Here is an 18,497-nt window from a genome sequence, read left to right as displayed (position 1 = left end):
ATTTCTTAAGAAAACTTGAAGTGGGGCTTTTTACGAATAAAAATAAACAATCGGATTCTAGAATTATTAGAACCCGATTGTTTGTCATTCACTTACGCATCAGTTAGTGATTGTTTAACCAAAGATTTCCCAAAAATTACCGAATATGGACCACAGTTTATCGAAGAGATGTCCAAATAAGCTATCCTTCACACTATCTGTATCTCCAGTCCGTTTAGTTACCGTATAGGTTTCAACCGTTTCATGTCCTGCTAGATCAACTACTTTAAACTCGAAGACATTTTCTCCATCTTCTAAATCTAATTCTACCTCAATCTCTTCATTAAATTTCTTCTTACCGTATGGTTTAGATAGTTCATGTGTATAAACATGATCTCCATCAACATATAAATTAATGTCATCGAAATTATCTTTCACTTTTGCAGTTAATGTAATATGATCTTCTTTCGTTTTCTTTTTGCCTTTTATTTTTAACTTTGCTTTCGAAGAATCAACAAAGTATCTTCTACCTATTTCCGTTTCATTTCCAACATTATCTACTGCCTTAATATGCTTAAAATAGTAACCATCTTTTTTATGAGATACCGGCATTGAAAAATCGTAACGCTCTTCTTCCTCGTTGTAAACAAGCTCTGCTTTTTCCCCGTCAATGGTTACTTCTTTTACACCAGACTCATCCGTAACATACCCAGAGAATACGACTTCTTTATCTGCATCAGCACTATTCATTTCTGGAGTTAATAAGTGAAGATCAGGAACCGTTTTATCAGGCTCTATCATTTCTGCTTCCGCTTCTACTTCATTACCTGCATAGTCAGCCGTTACGACTGTAATCGTTGCATCTTCATCTACATCCGTCAACGTATGTTCTGTTTCACCATTTACATATGGTTCTTCCAATACAGATTCTCCGTTTACAAGAACATCCCAATAAGCTACGCCACTTCCACCTTCCGTATCTTCTGCATGTACGGTGAGAAGCTCTTCATCAAAGCTATAAGATGCCTCTACCTCTGGAGCAGTAGTATCTAATATTACTGGAAGTCTTAGTGTTTGCCATTCCGCACCCTCATAATCAATGACTCCCTCTGCTTGTAGATAATAGTTACCCTCAGGAGCTGGTTTTCCTTTTATTTTCCCATCCCATGCACGATCAGCAGAAATAGAGTAATAAGGACCTGCACCTGAATCATAATAGTTTTTCACTAATTCTGATTCTAATCTAATGGTACGTACTTTTTTGCCATCCTCATCTAAGACCGTGAATTTTGCATCTTTTGCGTTCCTTAAGAAAGATAGCATCATTAATGCATCATCCTGCACGCCATCACCATTTGGTGAGAAAGCAATCTTTTCAGGATCTACTTCACCTGTAGCTAAATCTTCACCAAGGTAGCCATATTGCATTTCTCCTGAGTCATCTTTACCTAATGATGTAACGACAGAAGTCATTTCATAAAAGGAATCATCATCCCATACAGGCTCATCAAAAATAGGTGCATTATCCCACTCACCTTTGAACCCTACATATGGGACAGTTAATTCAGGGTTCGTATCTGTTGGATCCGTTAACGTAACAAATCCTTCTAACCAATATCCATTCGTAAATATTTCTGCAAGTGAATCATCTACCGAACTCACATCAATAGTTACTGTAAAGGTTGTTGAATCATTTGCTGGCACTTCTATGGTAGCGTCTTGATCTCCATTAATTGTTGCTAAGTCACCTAAATCATTTGATGGGAACATATTTGGTGCAGTGACAATCACACCACCTCCATCAACTGGTGTATCCGTTTGTACATTTGCCTCAACATCATAGGTTACCGCTTCATCACTGAAGTTTTGTGCAGTAAGTTCAAATGATACTTGATCACCAGAAATTTCTTTTAAAGCAACTTTAGCTTCATTGGTTTCTGCTTCTGTTACAACTACTGGTGTTGATAATGCTGCATGGAGTTGCATTAATCCTGAACCTTGTCGACGTGGTGATACAGGTTCTTCTTCAAAATATACTTGATCAGATGTATTCATCATTAAATTTTTTGCGAGATTAACACGATCTGCTTGCTCATAACCAAATTCCTCATCCACACGTTGCAGAACTAATGCACTTCCACCAGATACATGAGGAGCAGCCATGGAAGTTCCGCTCATTAATCCGTACTCATTATCATTTAATGTAGAATAAATTTGTCCACCTGGTGCTGTAATTTCCGGTTTAAAATCGAGATTCGGCGTAAGACCCCAGGAAGAAAAAGCACTCATTTTCCCAGCATCTGGATTATCTATCGTCGTTGTTTCTCCTGAGAATTCTACTGAAACAGCTTGTCCATTTGCTAATGCTTCTGCAAGTTGATCCCCATCACTTTTCAACATAAATAATTGCGGAATCGTAATGGATGCCTCTGAAGCCATATTCACAACACCATCTGTATTATTATAAATAATAACACCAGTAGCCCCTGCTTCTTGCGCATTTAATGCTTTTTCGGTAAATGCAAGCTCTCCACGTTGAATGAGTGCATATTTACCTGAGAGATCTTTTCCTTCAAAGTCTTCCGGATATCCTAGTCCTGCATCAACTAGTTCAAACGATGATCCATCCTCAGGCGGGCTTGTCTGACCAGCTGACAAAAATGCTGCAGAGCCTGCTTCTCCATCAATGGTATAACCTAATTGGTCTACTTCCATAAACGTGTTTTCATAGGAAGCAACTTGTAAAGATTCATAAGAAACACCAGGTGATCCTACTAAACCATAATCAGGATTAGATGCATACGGGTAAAAATATCCATCGGCAAATAAAGCAGAGTTCCCAGCAGAAATTGACATTAATACGCCATTATCTACCGCACGAGCAACTGCTTGCTGTTCTGGTGAGTCTGGATCAACATAACCTGCTGTAGACCCAAGGCTCATATTTAATGCGTCTACCCCTAATTTAATGGCATCATCAATAGCCTTCACATAAACATCACCATACGTATATTGCATTTCTGGGTCATTTCCGAATACTTTTAAGGCTAACAACTGAGCTTCTGGTGCAATTCCTAGCACCCCACCATTGTCTTCATCACCATTGGCACCTACTGTACCAGCAACGTGCATACCGTGATAATTTGCTTCTGCATGTATCTCACGAATTTCATCATTTTCATCCATATAGTTATAGCCATAAGGAACCTTATCGGTATAAAAATTCCCAGGTAACCCTTCCTCATCAATGGTTTCATTGACTGCCTCTTCGGTTAATGCAGCCGTGTCTGCATCTGATAAAACCATGTCTTGATGAGTAGAATCGATGCCCGTATCAATGATACCGACAACCATACCTTCTCCTTTATAGCCATAATCCCTCCAAGCCTGTTGGGCTTCTACTAATTCTTTACTGTATTTCATTTCAGGCTTAGCAATTGGGCGTTCATACTCATTAACTACGTGTACCTTCTTTACATTTGGTATGTCCTTTATTTTTTTGAGGTCGCCCTGTTTTACCTCTGCACTAAAGCCATTAACGACAGTTGTAAATTCTTGTAAGTATTTTGCTTCCACTTTTTGTTGCTTCATTTCTGATTTAATCGTTTTTTGCTTTGCTTTGGCATCTATCTCCAGTTTCTTTTTCTCGCTTTCTGCAAGACTATTAAATTTTATGCCTTTTTTTGTAGCCACTTCAATAGCTGGCTTATCTTTCACTTCAACGATAACACGTACTTCTTTATCTGGATTTCCTGTTTCTGTCAATTTTTCTGATGTTAAATCAGCTTTTTTCTTGGTTTGTCCAGATAATTGGCCCATTGCACTAGCTGTGGAAAAGTTACTGAATGCAAGTAATAGCACAAATAAGATGATAAAAGACCTTTTTAGCATTGGTTTCCCCTTCATACATTCTCCCCCTTATTAATTTGGTAGTTTACTAGAATCGTGACTCTAGCCTCCTTCCTCTGAATAAACTAAGACTTAATATTCAGATATTAACAATCATAGTAAATTTCCGAATATTAAGCCAGCATCAAAAGTCCTAGTGTTAAAGTTATAGAAATTCTTGGTAATTCGACAAAAAACAACATAAACCTCCAATATTTTGTCATGTTTCTATTACTTTTTCTACATTCAAATGGTAGATAGACTTGTACGGTTTTATTAATATAGTAGGAAATCCACGACGTAACCTGAAATAGGCTCGCTTCACGTTGGCACTTATCAAGCTAACTTGGTAAAGAAAAAAACATTACTAAATGAAGCTTCTGGCTCATGCTGTTCCCGCAGGAAAGATTCGGTAGCCGTACATTGCACGGAGAAAAAATGCACCCTTCTTTTCCCGTTTAAATGGGGAACTCCTTGTTATTCCATACTTCTTAGCCAACATGTCATATTCTAAATAACCCTTTTGATATGCTCTTACTACCATTAATTTATATGGAGCACTATATATAAGCCATAAAGAAACACCCCAAAAGATAGATTTCACTCTAACTTTTGGGGTGCCGTACATCATTTTAGTTCTTTTTATTGTTTCTTATTTACTTTTATGCCGTGGGAGAAATTATCAGTGATGTTTCCGTGTGGCATATTGATTTTTCGGAAAAGCTGAATGACTTTTGTTCTCAAACAAGCTAAGCATCGTCCACAGGATATAGAGACTTTCTGATAATTAGTCATGTTTGATGGACAGCTGATCATCCTTTATAATTCCCGTAATGGGTAATCTATTTATAGCCAATTCGTATGGAAGACGCCCTCTTTATCTTTTCTCTGATAGGTGTGAGCACCAAAGTAATCTCGTTGTGCCTGTAAGAGATTAGCTGGTAAATCTGCAGAACGATAGCTATCATAATAAGCTATTGCACTTGAAAATGCTGGTACAGCAATACCATGCTTAACAGCTGTAGCTACGACTTCTCGTAAAGCTCCTTGGTAGCCTTCGACAATTTCTTTAAAATAAGGATCGAGCATTAAATTAGCTAGTTGTGGTTCACGATCATAAGCTTCTTTAATTTTTTGCAAGAAGTGCGCACGAATGATGCAACCACCTCTCCATATCATGGCGATATCACCATAGCGTAAACCCCAATCATTTTCGTCGGATTGGGCACGCATTTGAGCAAACCCTTGTGCATAAGAGCAGATTTTACTCATATATAGTGCTTTTCGAACAGCTTCAATTAGTGCTTGTTTATCACCTGCAAATGGTACATCAGGACCTTGCAATTGTTTACTTGCTTTTACACGTTCATCTTTCATTGCTGAAATAAAGCGAGCAAACACTGACTCGGTAATCAATGGAAGTGGAACACCTAAATCCAATGCATTCTTACTTGTCCATTTACCAGTTCCTTTTTGTCCAGCAGTGTCGAGAATAACATCAACTAGTGGTTGGCCGGTATCTTCATCTTTCTTTGTAAAAATATCAGCTGTAATCTCAATTAGATAACTGTCCAATTCACCTTTATTCCATTCAGAGAAAACCTCATGAAGCTCATCTGCATTAAGCCCTAGTACATGCTTCAATATGTAATAAGCCTCGGAAATTAGTTGCATATCACCATATTCAATACCATTATGAACCATTTTCACATAGTGCCCGGCACCATCTGGACCAATGTATGTCGTACAAGCTGCTCCGTCTACCTTAGCAGAAATCGCCTCAAAAATTGGTGCCACAAGCTCATAGGCTTCCTTTTGTCCACCAGGCATAATAGATGGACCTTTTAGCGCACCTTCTTCGCCACCAGATACGCCTGTTCCAATAAAATGAATACCTGTTTCTTCAAGTGCCTTATTTCTGCGAATCGTATCTTCATACAGTGTATTTCCACCATCAATTAAAATGTCACCTTTTTCTAAATAAGGCTTCAATGATTCGATAGTTGCGTCTGTAGCAGGTCCTGCTTTTACCATTAGCAAGATTTTTCTTGGCTTTTCAAGGGAATTCACAAATTCCTCTATTGTCTTCGCACCTATGAAATTTTTTCCTGTTGCTTCATCTTCTAAAAATGCTTCTGTTTTATCTACAGAGCGATTGTATACGGCAACAGAGTACCCACGGCTTTCAATATTTAGCGCAAGATTTTTTCCCATAACCGCTAACCCAATTACACCAATTTGCTGTTTTTGCATATATATGCCATTCCTTTCTAATCTATATGTCAGTAAAGAATTTCTATCTTTATTCTATCCCATTATAGTAAACTTTGCTTAAATAACAAAAGCTTATGATTTACGTATTATCTTTATCTACTTTTCTCTTCTTGAATAGCCTCTGTAATAAGTCAAGCATTGGGCGCTTTCCCCCCATTACAATACCCGCCATTTCTGCAAATACATGCAGGAGAATAAGTACAAAAAAAGTAATAACAAAGGCTGTGGTAATACTCGCATTGGAAAATAAAATTGCCATTGCACCAAACAAGGCACTAAATGCGTAAATTATTAGCACTGTTTTGCGATGGCTATAGCCTGCGTGTAGCAGTTGATAATGTATATGCTTATTATCTGCCATCATTATATTCTCTTTATTATATGCTCTTCGAACAATAGCAAATAACGTATCAAAAATCGGCACTGCTAGAACGATAATTGGAATAATAAAGCTGAATAGAGCAATATTTTTAAATAAACCAAGCATCGACACTACGGCAATCATATATCCAAGAAAATTAGATCCCGTATCTCCCATATAAATCTTTGCTGGATAGAAATTATGATAAAGAAAGCCAAGATTACTGCCTATCAACACTACACATATGTAAGCTACAAGAACTTGCGCATCAATTAATGCCATAATAAATATGCTGATCAATGCGATTGTCGTAACTCCCGTTGCCAGCCCATCTAAGCCATCAATTAAATTGATTGCATTTGTAATACCTACCACCCAGACTACAGTGACAAAAACGCTAATAAAACCTAACTCCACAGTACCGAAAAATGGCAATGTCAGTCTTTCTATAATCAGCCCAGCAGATACGAGAAATGTAGCAGCAATTAGCTGGCCCGTCAGCTTTACAACTGGTCGAATGCTGAACCGATCATCTAAAGCACCTGTAAGAATGATTACAACAGCACCTGCAGCAATTTCTGGTAAATGTGGATGCATAGGATGTAAATAAATCATCCCAGCTATCGTTCCTAAAAATATAGCAAGTCCACCTAAACGAGGTGTCACCTTCGTATGTATTTTACGATGATTCGGTAAGTCGACAGCTCCAATAAACATAGCAAATTTTTTCACTGGATATGTAAGTAAAAAAGCAGTTAAGAGTGCTATTAAAAACGCAATCCATAAATCCAAGTAATTAAACATAGAATTCTCCTAAGTATCCTAGATGACTTTCCTAGCTGGATTATAATTATTTTCAATTCAGATAAGACCAGCTTAAATTATATCGAATAATAGCAGTTTTTAGCAAATCTTATTGTGGAACTTCATAGTACATGGTAAGCTGGTTTTAGCATTTTTACTAGAGGTAAGGAGGATGAGACAGTGATTCCCTATGTTTTTGTCGCTGCAGCAGCATTCGCTGTATTTCCCATTTTAATTCTATTTAAAATAAACGTTGAAAAGCTTAAAAAGGATCCTAGACAGCAAGGTAAAGTACAAACAAATATGATGTTAGGTGTAGCTATAAGCGAAGCCATTCCAATTATTCTCATTATATACGGCTTTTCAAAACTAGCCCCTGTTTCTGATGTTTCTACTTTATATGTCCCTGGAATAATTATTGTGTTTTTCATGTTATTTGCTGCTTTCTTTATTTTTATGCAGAGAAAAGTAGATGTGGAGGAAAATTCCAAATCGGCTGTAAACAACTTTTCGATGATCAGCCTAATGTTAACAATGGCCATCCCACTTATTTCTGTTATTTCTTTATTTTTAATGGTTCCATAACGTATAAAAACCTCCTTGATATGGTAGGAGGTTTAGCTTGTAGAGAACCTTTTGTGTTTTCTACAAGACTTTTTTCGTAGGCGAACGGAATACCACTCGCTTTCCGAGGAAACGACAATAACGCAGCCCATGCAGTTCTTCTGAATCTGCGTAGCTACGTTTCACTTCTCTTTTCTCATTCGGATACATCCACTTACTTTGATTATAAATCCAGTTCCTTTGAACCTGTTCTATCGCTACTTCCCACACATGACGTGTAATGGTTTTCTGGAATAAGCACACCTTCTTTACTCAAAATACGAATAATCATGTTATCAATAGGAGTATCATCGCCGCACCGTGAAAATATACGCGCTTTCCGCAGGCCGGCCTTAGCTAACTTGGTAAAGAAAAACACCTTACCAAGTGGATCTGCGGACGCGTACTGTTCCCGCTGGAGTCTCGCTTATTTCAGGTGCTGAATTAATAATTTTGATCAAAAAACGAACAATAATTAATTTCAACCAATTATCGTTCGTTTTTTGATTGTTTCTTCATTCTTTTGTCTCAGTCTCTTGATCCTTCTATGATAGAAGGACTTCTATCTATTTTTACTCTTCTGTTTCTGTCCGATCAGAATCTAAACGTTGAATAAATTCTTCCGCAGCACTATATCCTTGCTGCTGTAAATACCAATTATTTGCTGCCGCTTCAATTAAGCCGACAACATCACGACCAGGCTGTAGCTGTATTTCAATACGAGGAATTGTTACCCCCATATAATCACTAGTTTCCGTAGCTACTTCTAATTCATTATTTAACTCATTCTTTTGCCACGCTGCCAGCTCAATATCAAGAGCAATACGAGTTTCCTCTTGAAATGCCTTTCTACCATACAGTCTTACCACATTTAAGAGCCCAATGCTTCGTAGTGCAAGAAATTCCTTATTTGTACCATTATGTGTACCGAGTAATGTTTCTGGTCCTAATTTTTTTAAGACAACCATATCATCTGCTACAAGCCGATGTCCTCGACCAATTAAGGCATGGGCAATCTCGCTTTTACCAATTCCAGATTTACCACGAATCAATATACCAAGTCCAAAAATATTAACACATACACCGTGAACAGCAGTCTCAGGAGCTAATGCCTTTACCATATAAGCATCATATTTATCCATAAATGTAGATGTCGCTTCCTTCGTACGTAATAATGGAATACCTTCTTGCTTGCAAAATCTAGTCAAATACGTTAATCCCTCTTGATTTGATGTAACAATAAAACAAGGTGGATGATAGTTTACGATGTTACCGATACGTAGCTGCCGCTCCTCATGTGATAATTGATGTAAGTAGGTAATTTCTTTTCTTCCCAATACTTGAACGTGTTCCATCGGAAAGAAATCAAAGTATCCAATAAACTCCAATCCAGGCCGATGCGTTCTAGCTTTTGTTATCGTTCGGTTCAATTGGTCTTTTCCTGCCAATACTTCCAAACTAAATTGCTTTGCTAGTTGCTTTATTGTTACAGCATTCATCTGTATACGCTCCATTTCTATTCACTTCATAGGTCTGAATCTCTTGACTATTCTTATTACGAAAAACAGATACAAGAAGTTTCATGATAACGTATCATGATGAAGTTAAAAAGTGAAGTCGACTTCCTTATTTTCCTGTTTTTCATAGCCCTTCATATAATTAATTCGACGCTGTGCAGAAGCTTGTGTTACTTGCTCATCTGCATGATAGGAAGAACGAACTAATGGACCTGCCTCACAATGCCTGAAGCCTTTATTAATAGCTATTTCCTTCAGCTCTTTAAACTCATCAGGATGATAATAACGCTCTACATTTAAATGTTTTTTAGTTGGTTGTAAGTATTGACCAATTGTTACAATGTCTACCTGATGTGCTAACAGATCATCCATCGCTTGAATAATCTCCTCTTTTTCTTCTCCTAAACCTACCATAATACTAGATTTTGTTGGTGTGTTTGGAGCAATTTCTTTTACCCGTTGAAGTAGCTGCAAGGAACGGTCATACATCGCTCTAGCACGTACACGTTTTGTTAATCTCCTTACCGTTTCAATATTATGGTTAAAAATATCTGGAGCACTATCCATAAGTGTATGCAGACTATCATAGTCACCCTTCATATCAGAAGGTAGAATTTCGATAGTACAGCCAGGATTTTTTCTTCGTACTGCTCGAACAGTTTCAGCAAAAACTGCAGCACCACCATCGTTTAAGTCATCGCGAGCAACTGCTGTTACAACAACATGTCTAAGCCCCATTACAACAACAGAATCCGCAACTCTTTCTGGCTCTCCCCAATCCAGTTCATTTGGCAGTCCAGTCTTTACAGCACAAAAACGGCATCCTCGTGTACATGTATCTCCAAGAATCATAAAGGTAGCTGTTTTTCTTTCACTCCAACATTCATGAATATTCGGGCAACGTGCCTCTTCACATACAGTGTTTAAGCGATTATCACGCATTAGTTTTTTTAGTCCTCTGTATGATTTATTCGTATTTAACTTTGTTTTTAACCATTCAGGCTTTCGAATATACGTCTGATCTTTAGGCATGGGTGACCGCTCCTTTTCTCGTGTTCTCATCAGAATAGTTTGTTTCAGCAAGTTTATATACTTCATCCCATTGACTTTTCGTTAATGAAAAAGGCTCTAGCTTAATGTTTAGTCCTTTCGAGAACCCCTCCATAAAAGCAGGTTTAATTGTTTCGTACGAATGCGCTTGATTTGTTAACTGATTAATTGTTGTTGCTTTTTTCCAAAAGCCTTGTTTTTTTCTTTCTTTCAATTTGTCTGAAGGAAATAAAAATAGATCGAATAGCAAATCAATGTTCATGGTTATCGGTATCGATCCATGCTGAAGCAGTACCCCTTTTTTTCTAGTTTGTGCATTTCCTGAGAGTTTTTTACCATCTGCAACCATTTCATAAAAAGCAGGCCGCTCGAAGCAAATACTACTTCTCTCCTTGGAAAATGATTCAGCGTAGGTTGCTTCTATTCCTAAGTTTTGATAACCTTTTAGAATTCCTTTCGACAAATCATAATAAGCTTGGCGAATCGAAGAAGCTATCATAGGATGATCCTCAGAAATAACAATACTGTATGTTAATTCATCATCATGCAATACCGCACTTCCACCTGTCATTCTGCGTACAAACTGACATTGATGTTTTTGTACACCTTCTAAGTCAATTTTTCCATCTACTTTTTGAAAATGACCAATCGAAAGTGTCGGTTTCATCCATCGATAAAACCGTAATGTCGGCGGTATTTTCCCTTCATAATGCCAATGAAGCAAGGCTTCATCTAATGCCATATTAATGGAAGCATCATGTGGTACATTTTCTAAAAATCCCCATTGTTCATGCATGAAAATCGCCTCCCAATAAGAAATCGACTTCCAGCACATAGAAAGAGCTATCGAGATCAAAACTAGACTGACTACCTGCAAAACAGAGAACGATTTGCTATACATTAAATTAAAAACTGCATTCCTTGTGAATGCAGTCAACATTTATGTAGCCTTGGTGACCACACTTTCCCACGCAGGCATTATCCTGTTCGGGTACAGAGGGTCAAAACGAATACGTCTTTCTCAGCTATTCCAAATAGCTCCCCTAGTGCTGTAACATTTCCTATTAAATTTTCTAACAAAAACAGCTTAACAAGATTGGTATAAATTGTAAAGGTCTAAATAAGAAAACTCTGATAGCTCACCTTTAACAGACTAATAAATCCCTTTAAAACGCTATACGACCAAACAACATGAATGTCGCCTAGTTCTGGGGGCTGGGGCTGGACGCGGCCCAAAACGCGCCTATTTTCCACATTGGCAAATTTTACTATTTCCTAGACGATAAAAAAATAGCTGCGCTGTAATCCATCGTTTCAGAAAACAGGCAGCTATTCCTTTCATGTATGAAATTATTTTGCAAGCTCTACTGCCTGATCTAAAACTTTATCACCTTGTATCATGCCGTATGCCATTTGATCGATTACATCGACGGCAATGCCATGTGGTTCAACCTGTTCTTTAATTTTCTTTTCTAAATAGCGAACCTGTGGACCAATTAATACAACGTCTAGATTATCTAATTCATTTTTTAACTGTGATTCAGCAACTGCATTTATTTCTGCATCTAGATTCCGCTCCTCAGCTGCCTGCTTCATTTTTTTAACAAGCATAGACGTTGACATCCCCGCTGAACAAACTAGTATAATTTTCATTTTATTATCCCTCCAATGTTTGTATTTTCTCATACATGTCTATCATTTCAACCGCTAAGTCTTTCACTGTCATAGCCGTCATTAGATGATCCTGCGCATGGATCAATATTACGGATAAATCCGTTTGTTTTCCATCTGCTTCTTCCTGTAAGAGTTTTGTTTGCATATGGTGTGCGTCATTAAATTCTTTATCAGCCGCTTCAATCTTTTGACGTGCCTCGTTGAACTGGTATGCCTTTGCATGAGAAATTGCTTCCATCGCATGTGACCTTGCATTTCCAGCATGTAAAATAATTTGGAAAGATAACATTTGAACATCCTCTGTTGTTTCCATTGTATTAACCCTCTTTTCGTTGTCTTAGTGTTCTAACTCCTGCCATTATAAACGGTATATACATAAGTACAGCAAGCGTTAAATTAAATACCTGTAAAGCAATTCCACGCCAGCTTCCTCCAGTTACTAAGTAACCGCTTAAAATTGGTGGCGTTGTCCACGGCAAGATCGCCACTGTTCTTGGAACTAGCCCAGTCGCCAATGCTATATATGACGTAACAGTTAACGTAACCGGTATCAAAATAAAAGGAATTAACATTGCAGGATTCAAAACAATTGGCAAACCAAATATTACTGGCTCGTTAATGTTAAATAACCCTGCTGGTGCAGATAACTTTGCCACTTGACGATAAGGGTGATTCTTTTCTCTACGGATGACAATAAAGATAGCAATTAATAAGGCAATTGTGGTACCAGATCCACCCATGAACACGAATGAGTCAAGGAATGGCTTTGTTACAATATTTGGTACTTCAAATGCGGACATTCCACTCTTAAATAGATCTAAATTTTGTTCAATTAATGGTAAATATAATGGTTCAATAACGGATCCAATAATATTCGTACCATGTAAACCAAAGAACCATAGTAAATGATTGAGGAATGAGACAACCATTGCTGCAGGCAGCGTATTCCCTAACCCCTGTAATGGTTCTTGAATAACATTGAAAATAACCTCAAACACGCTTTGCTCTGCAAATACATTCATCAATGCTTGGAAGAAACCAAGAATGATGAGTATAATTACTGCAGGAATTAAAGCTTTAAAAGAACGAGTTACTCCTTCAGGAACACCTTCTGGCATTTTAATTGTCATTTTTGATTTTATTAAGATTCTGAATAATTCCGTTAATACTAATGCAAGAATAATTCCGACGAATAACCCTTGTGTCCCCAACCATGCTGCATTCAAGCCACCATCCTCAGTCCATGGGACGAGCATAATGAAGCCCCCAGCAGATATTAGACCTGCTGATAAGCCATCAACATCATAGGACTTAGCTAAATTATAAGCGATAGAAAACGAAACTAAAAGTCCCAATACAGCAAAGGTTCCATTCCAAATACTTCCCCCAACTGCCTGCCAATTACCGTCTCCAAAAATACCATTCATCCATTCTACGAAATTGAAACTTCCAAATGGCGGAAAGTTATTAATCAGGATTGCTAATGAACCAACAATAATTAAAGGCATAATCGCAACGAATCCATCACGCACTGCTACTAGATGACGTTGTGATCCAATACGACCAGCAATTTCAATGAACTTATTCATTCTAATTCCCCCTTGATTTAAATTGTGGTAAATATGATTTATGTGCTTCTAATAACTCATCAAGCACAACCTTACTACCTTTTTCGTTTGCAAGAAGTGGATTCATAACCATTGCTGTATATGCATCGTTGTAATCTCCAGATATACTTGCCCGAATCACTAACTCTTCAAATGCCTTCATTTGATAAATATGGCCTTTCACTGTATGTGGCAATGCACCTACAGAAATCGGTTTTGGACCATTATTTGTAATCATGCAGTTTACTTCAATAACTGCATCTTCAGGCAGATCTGGAATAGCCCCATTATTAATCGTATTTACAGTCTGAACATCCTGTTTGTTGTTATATATAGAGTCCATCAAACTGCAAGCGACGTCACTGTAAAAAGCACCACCACGTTCTTCTAGTTCCTTAGGTTTTTCATATAATGATGGATTACTATAGATGTTAAATAAAGATGTTTCCAAATTTTGCACAACCTCAGCCCTAGTACCATTTTCCTTAAATGCTTTCACATCTTTTTCCAAAACCTCTTTCGTTTGGAAATAATACTGATGATATGGATTAGGAAGAAGTCCAGTTGCTTCAATGAATGTCTTCGACCAGCCTAAATTAACAATGTTTGCAGGTGAGTAATCTAAATCGCCGCTTAACTTCTCCAAAACTTCTTTGGTACGATCTATTCCATTGACATATACCTTCTTACCGAAAACAAAATGGTTCATCCCAATAAATTCAATTAATACGTCATTTGGATCGGCATCCAATATTTCTGCTGTTGAATGACGCATATTGTATGGAATATTACAAACACCAATAACCTTCTTATGTGGTGAATGTTTCAATAATGCTTCTGTAACGATTCCAGCAGGATTTGTAAAGTTTATAATCCACGCATTGGGACAAATTTCATGAACATCTTTTGCCAAATCCAATAATACTGGTATGGTACGAAAGGCCTTAAATATTCCTCCAGCCCCATTTGTTTCCTGACCAATAAATCCGTGACTTAATGGGATTCGTTCATCCTTTGAACGAGCAGCTAAACCTCCTACTCTTATCTGTGTTGAAACAAAGTCAGCTTGTTTAAGTGCTTCTCTACGATCTAATGTCCACGATAGATTAATAGGTTTATTGGATTTTTCTATCATGCGTTGTGCCAGATTACCGATAATCTCGAGTTTTTCCTTCCCAGCTTCAATATCAACTAGAACAATATCTGTAACAGGGAATGAATCATGGCGACGAATTATCCCTTCAATAATCTCAGGTGTATAACTCGATCCACCACCAACTACTACAAGTTTTACTGTCATTTGTATAAACTCCTTTGATGAATTTTGAAAACGCTTTTAATTATAATGAAAAATTAAGCGTCTTCTGGAATGATCCAAAAAACTCTAAACTTCTTCCTTAACTATTGGTTACTTATACCTATTCCGTTTCTCCATTAAAAATGTATCATACAAATTATTTATTGTCCATACATTATTAAAAAATTGTTTTATATTGTCATTACATTTATAAAATATTGTCATTAAATGTGTAATCTTGTACACTTTAATTAAATAAATTTACAAGTAAAAGAATTTTTAATAACGCATACATGTAGACAGTACAATTACTATCGGGCTATCGACAACCATCTACATTACCTAACCGGGTACTTCATGTATTATCCTGCAAAAAGGTCTTTTGCTTTTTACAACATATAACCAGATAATTTTAGTTTCACGTAATTTTAACGAATTGAAAATTTCCTTTTAACCCATGAACATGATAAAAAGATCAAATAGATAAGGGAGTGCACGAATGGAAAAGAACCAATCATTACATGCCTATATAAAAGAGGAACTACTGAATCGAATTAAAGCTAATAAATATAAGAGAGGAGAAAAGATACCTACAGAGCTAGAATTATGTAAGGGTTTTGGCGTGAGTAGAACAACTATTCGAACTGCTCTCAATCAATTAACTGTTGAGGGTTACTTAGAGCGTCATCAAGGCAGAGGAACTTTTGTCGCCGATCAGAAAGTAAAACAGACATTATCCCAAACCGTAAAACGATATAGCGACCAGATTGCCATTCAAGGGAAAAAAGCAGAAATCACGTTGATTAGTATTCAAGTTGTACCGGCAAATGAATATCTAGAACAATCGTTAGATGTTACGTTAAATGACCCCATTCAAAGGGTGGAGCGGGTTCGTAAAGCGAATACTGAGCCGACTCAATATGAGATCGCCTACATTCCGTGGAATGTTGCACCAGGAATTACAAAGGAACAAGCCGAGACCTCGCTTTATGGAGCTTTAAAAGAGGATTTCAGCGTCCACATAGCAAAAACAACGGAACATGTAGAAATCGCACTTGCTGATGAGCGCTCCTCTTCACATTTAAACTGTGAACCTGGTTCACCATGCTTTTATATTGAAACCGTTGCAGAAAATGAAAAAGGGGAGAAGGTAGAATATTCTCGCTCTTACTTTAGAGGAGATAAAACAAATTTTGTCATTGAACGTAACTACCCATTTGAAGCTGAATAAAAGTTTAATAATATGGAGGGGGAAAATATTTATGAAGGTTTTATTTAATGCGGATGATTATGGTCTAACAAAAGGAGTAACAGATGGCATTATACAGTCCCATTTGCAGGGGGTAGTTGATTCTACAACGTTAATGATGAATGGGCTGGCTGTAGACTATGCAGTAGAACAAGCGAAAGCACATCCAACTTTAAAAGTAGGAATCCATCTGGTATTAACTTGGGGGAAACCATTAAGCTCCAAGATATCTGATCTTGTAAACGAGGATGGTACGTTTAGATTTAGTAGTCGTTTTCGACAAATGAATCCGCCCAATTTACAGGAATTGGAGTTAGAATGGCGCTCCCAAATAGAAGCTTTTTTGAATACGGGTCTTCCTTTACATCATATTGATAGTCATCATCATGTACATGGTTGGGAGCCACTTAAACCTTTAATCATGAAGTTAGCAAAGGATTATCAGGTCCCTGTTCGTGTTACTGACTCCTTAAAAGATGAGAAAGATATATTATTAACAGAACAAATCTGGTTAGACTTCTATGGAGAAGGAATAACCCCTGATTTATTCTCACAAATCCAATCACTTGAAGCATCAAGTATTGAAATAATGACGCATCCAGCGATGGTCGACAACGACTTATTAAATATAAGTTCTTATTTAGATAAAAGACAGGAAGAATTAAAGATATTATGCTCCTTACAAGCACCAGATTGGGTGGAAAAAATAGAATAAGCCGAACATCCTATCTTCTGGACGAATCGTTCCTATCATTACATATTAGTAACATGCTTATGAAAGGGGGAACCCTATGTATAACAATGACCCTACTTCTGTAGCTAAAGTCTGCATTCTTGCTGGAAAAATCATGTTGGAGAGTGGTGCAGAAACCTATCGAGTGGAAGATACAATGAATCGAATCGCAATTGCCTATGGATTAGAAAATGCGGAAAGCTATGCGACACCAACAGGTATTCATTTTTCTACTGAAGGAGAAGCGACCTATTTCCGTAGAATCTCCAATCGTTCAACTGATCTCCATAAAATTACTGAAGTAAACAGTATTTCGCGACAAATAGCCGAACAATCTATTGAGGTAAAAGAGGCTTTATTATTGCTAAAGGGCGTTCAGCATGCCAGTGAATCATTTCCATATTGGATGCAAATTCTAGCAGCTGCATTAGTTAGCGGTAGCTTCACCATCATGTTTGGTGGATTATGGGGTGATTTTATCCCTTCTTTTATTGCTGGTGGAGGAGGCTTTGCTGCCATGATCTGGTTTGAAAAGCTAGTGGAGATAAGATTTATTGCCGAATTTCTAGCTTCTTTTATCATTGCCATTCTCGCACTTATAGCTATCGAGCTGAATTTCGGCATGCTAATGGATAAGATTATTATCGGGGCCGTAATGCCTCTTGTACCTGGGTTACACATAACAAATGCAGTACGTGATTTGATGGCAGGTCATTTAGTAGCCGGTGTTTCAAAAGGCGTTGAAGCAATATTAACAGCCTTTGCAATCGGTGCTGGTGTTGCTGTCGTATTTGCCTTTATGTAGGATTAGGAGGAGATAAACTTGCTCTTTGCTCAACTAATGACAAGCTTCATCGCTGCTAGTGGATTTGGTATTCTTTTTAATGCCCCCAGACAAGCTTTAATCCAGTGTGGACTTGTCGGCATGTTCGGCTGGATTGTCTATTATATCTTGGTTGATCAAGGAATTGATACCGTTCCTGCTACTATCTTTGGTTCCATGCTTGTTGCTGTATTAAGTCATCTATGTGCAAGATTATATAAGACACCAATAATTATTTTTAATGTGTCCGGAATAATCCCTCTCGTGCCTGGAGGCATTGCTTATGATGCCATGCGAAAATTTGTTGAAAATGATTATTTTAGCGCTGTTCAACTTTCAGCAAAAGTGATGCTGTTAGCCGGGGCTATTGCCATCGGCTTGATGTTCTCTGAAGTCGCTAATCAAATTTTTAAGAAAGCCTGGGGCTGGTTCCGTCTCGAATAGTTGATTTTCTAATTTCTAACTTATATGATAGTGGAAGTTAATGATTTATAAGTGAAGCTTCAATCAGTTGAGGGGCTGTTTTATCCCCCACTTATGGTTAGTACCACAGGGGTATGGCCTAAAGGCCTTTGAACCAATCGGACATTTACTGGCAGTTGTTCCCATACTTATCCATATTTATTTCAGTTTATCGC

At 37.5% G+C, this 18,497-nt stretch carries 15 protein-coding genes and 1 riboswitch; of the genes, 5 read left to right on the top strand and 10 right to left on the bottom strand.

Annotated features, from left to right (window positions below; translation table 11 throughout):
• Window positions 1-114 precede the first annotated feature (114 nt).
• From JUJ52_RS11595 to JUJ52_RS11585, 3 genes are all read right to left on the bottom strand, one after another.
• On the bottom strand, window positions 115-3,885 hold the full coding sequence (locus JUJ52_RS11595) for a S8 family serine peptidase (RefSeq protein ID WP_226983561.1): 3,771 nt from the start codon (window positions 3,883-3,885) through the stop codon (window positions 115-117).
• Between the two features lie 828 nt (window positions 3,886-4,713).
• Window positions 4,714-6,120, bottom strand: a complete 1,407-nt coding sequence (gene gndA / locus JUJ52_RS11590; protein WP_166530677.1) for an NADP-dependent phosphogluconate dehydrogenase — start codon at window positions 6,118-6,120, stop codon at window positions 4,714-4,716.
• Between the two features lie 100 nt (window positions 6,121-6,220).
• Window positions 6,221-7,306 (bottom strand): glycosyltransferase family 4 protein, encoded by a 1,086-nt coding sequence (locus JUJ52_RS11585; RefSeq protein ID WP_026681744.1) that lies wholly within the window; start codon window positions 7,304-7,306, stop codon window positions 6,221-6,223.
• A gap of 180 nt (window positions 7,307-7,486) precedes the next feature.
• Between JUJ52_RS11585 and JUJ52_RS11580 the strand changes: the two genes are divergently transcribed.
• Window positions 7,487-7,891, top strand: coding sequence for a hypothetical protein (locus JUJ52_RS11580; protein ID WP_026681745.1), 405 nt, complete (start codon window positions 7,487-7,489; stop codon window positions 7,889-7,891).
• A 590-nt stretch (window positions 7,892-8,481) separates the two neighbouring features.
• Here the strand turns inward: JUJ52_RS11580 and hprK are convergent.
• The 7 genes from hprK to JUJ52_RS11545 all read right to left on the bottom strand — a co-directional run bounded on the left by hprK (window position 8,482) and on the right by JUJ52_RS11545 (window position 15,057).
• Window positions 8,482-9,408: an HPr(Ser) kinase/phosphatase gene (hprK, locus tag JUJ52_RS11575; RefSeq protein WP_166530678.1), complete on the bottom strand. Its 927-nt coding sequence runs from the start codon at window positions 9,406-9,408 to the stop codon at window positions 8,482-8,484.
• Between the two features lie 105 nt (window positions 9,409-9,513).
• Entirely contained in the window at window positions 9,514-10,458 is a 945-nt protein-coding gene (gene lipA / locus JUJ52_RS11570; protein WP_026681747.1) for a lipoyl synthase, read from the bottom strand.
• Window positions 10,451-11,272, bottom strand: coding sequence for a lipoate--protein ligase family protein (locus JUJ52_RS11565; RefSeq protein WP_026681748.1), 822 nt, complete (start codon window positions 11,270-11,272; stop codon window positions 10,451-10,453). Before JUJ52_RS11565 ends, lipA begins: the two co-directional genes overlap by 8 nt.
• 151 nt (window positions 11,273-11,423) lie before the next feature.
• Window positions 11,424-11,531, bottom strand: a riboswitch (TPP riboswitch).
• Window positions 11,532-11,826: 295 nt separating this feature from the next.
• Entirely contained in the window at window positions 11,827-12,129 is a 303-nt protein-coding gene (locus JUJ52_RS11560) for a PTS sugar transporter subunit IIB (protein WP_121603933.1), read from the bottom strand.
• A gap of 4 nt (window positions 12,130-12,133) precedes the next feature.
• Window positions 12,134-12,463 carry a PTS lactose/cellobiose transporter subunit IIA gene (locus JUJ52_RS11555; RefSeq protein WP_026681750.1) on the bottom strand — a complete coding sequence of 110 codons (330 nt, stop codon included), beginning with the start codon at window positions 12,461-12,463 and terminating at the stop codon, window positions 12,134-12,136.
• A gap of 4 nt (window positions 12,464-12,467) precedes the next feature.
• Entirely contained in the window at window positions 12,468-13,739 is a 1,272-nt protein-coding gene (locus tag JUJ52_RS11550; protein WP_121603935.1) for a PTS sugar transporter subunit IIC, read from the bottom strand.
• A 1-nt stretch (window position 13,740) separates the two neighbouring features.
• Complete coding sequence (locus JUJ52_RS11545; protein ID WP_026681752.1) at window positions 13,741-15,057, bottom strand: 6-phospho-beta-glucosidase; 1,317 nt, start codon at window positions 15,055-15,057, stop codon at window positions 13,741-13,743.
• Between the two features lie 496 nt (window positions 15,058-15,553).
• Here JUJ52_RS11545 and JUJ52_RS11540 point away from each other — a divergent pair, with 496 nt between their 5' ends.
• From JUJ52_RS11540 to JUJ52_RS11525, 4 genes are all read left to right on the top strand, one after another.
• On the top strand, window positions 15,554-16,285 hold the full coding sequence (locus JUJ52_RS11540; RefSeq protein ID WP_166530682.1) for a GntR family transcriptional regulator: 732 nt from the start codon (window positions 15,554-15,556) through the stop codon (window positions 16,283-16,285).
• Window positions 16,286-16,316: 31 nt separating this feature from the next.
• Complete coding sequence (gene chbG, locus JUJ52_RS11535) at window positions 16,317-17,018, top strand: chitin disaccharide deacetylase (protein WP_121603937.1); 702 nt, start codon at window positions 16,317-16,319, stop codon at window positions 17,016-17,018.
• Between the two features lie 76 nt (window positions 17,019-17,094).
• Complete coding sequence (locus JUJ52_RS11530; protein WP_205389095.1) at window positions 17,095-17,841, top strand: threonine/serine exporter family protein; 747 nt, start codon at window positions 17,095-17,097, stop codon at window positions 17,839-17,841.
• Window positions 17,842-17,877: 36 nt separating this feature from the next.
• Window positions 17,878-18,303 (top strand): threonine/serine exporter family protein, encoded by a 426-nt coding sequence (locus JUJ52_RS11525; protein ID WP_121605793.1) that lies wholly within the window; start codon window positions 17,878-17,880, stop codon window positions 18,301-18,303.
• Window positions 18,304-18,497 lie beyond the last annotated feature (194 nt).

The organism is Virgibacillus sp. AGTR (assembly GCF_016919725.2).
Taxonomy (GTDB): Bacteria; Bacillota; Bacilli; order Bacillales; family Amphibacillaceae; genus Virgibacillus; species Virgibacillus salarius.
The sequence above is the reverse complement of the archived record's forward strand: the minus strand, read 5'-3'. Positions and strand labels throughout refer to the sequence as shown.

What these genes read in the sequence shown, in the direction of transcription:
- JUJ52_RS11530 (WP_205389095.1), top strand. Translation starts at nt 17,095, where the DNA reads ATGTATAACAATGACCCTACTTCTGTAGCTAAAGTCTGCATTCTTGCT.
- chbG (WP_121603937.1), top strand. Translation starts at nt 16,317, where the DNA reads ATGAAGGTTTTATTTAATGCGGATGATTATGGTCTAACAAAAGGAGTA.
- JUJ52_RS11540 (WP_166530682.1), top strand. Translation starts at nt 15,554, where the DNA reads ATGGAAAAGAACCAATCATTACATGCCTATATAAAAGAGGAACTACTG.
- gndA (WP_166530677.1), bottom strand. Translation starts at nt 6,120, where the DNA reads ATGCAAAAACAGCAAATTGGTGTAATTGGGTTAGCGGTTATGGGAAAA.
- JUJ52_RS11585 (WP_026681744.1), bottom strand. Translation starts at nt 7,306, where the DNA reads ATGTTTAATTACTTGGATTTATGGATTGCGTTTTTAATAGCACTCTTA.
- JUJ52_RS11550 (WP_121603935.1), bottom strand. Translation starts at nt 13,739, where the DNA reads ATGAATAAGTTCATTGAAATTGCTGGTCGTATTGGATCACAACGTCAT.
- JUJ52_RS11560 (WP_121603933.1), bottom strand. Translation starts at nt 12,129, where the DNA reads ATGAAAATTATACTAGTTTGTTCAGCGGGGATGTCAACGTCTATGCTT.
- hprK (WP_166530678.1), bottom strand. Translation starts at nt 9,408, where the DNA reads ATGAATGCTGTAACAATAAAGCAACTAGCAAAGCAATTTAGTTTGGAA.
- JUJ52_RS11565 (WP_026681748.1), bottom strand. Translation starts at nt 11,272, where the DNA reads ATGCATGAACAATGGGGATTTTTAGAAAATGTACCACATGATGCTTCC.
- JUJ52_RS11555 (WP_026681750.1), bottom strand. Translation starts at nt 12,463, where the DNA reads ATGGAAACAACAGAGGATGTTCAAATGTTATCTTTCCAAATTATTTTA.
- JUJ52_RS11525 (WP_121605793.1), top strand. Translation starts at nt 17,878, where the DNA reads ATGACAAGCTTCATCGCTGCTAGTGGATTTGGTATTCTTTTTAATGCC.
- JUJ52_RS11545 (WP_026681752.1), bottom strand. Translation starts at nt 15,057, where the DNA reads ATGACAGTAAAACTTGTAGTAGTTGGTGGTGGATCGAGTTATACACCT.
- lipA (WP_026681747.1), bottom strand. Translation starts at nt 10,458, where the DNA reads ATGCCTAAAGATCAGACGTATATTCGAAAGCCTGAATGGTTAAAAACA.
- JUJ52_RS11595 (WP_226983561.1), bottom strand. Translation starts at nt 3,885, where the DNA reads ATGAAGGGGAAACCAATGCTAAAAAGGTCTTTTATCATCTTATTTGTG.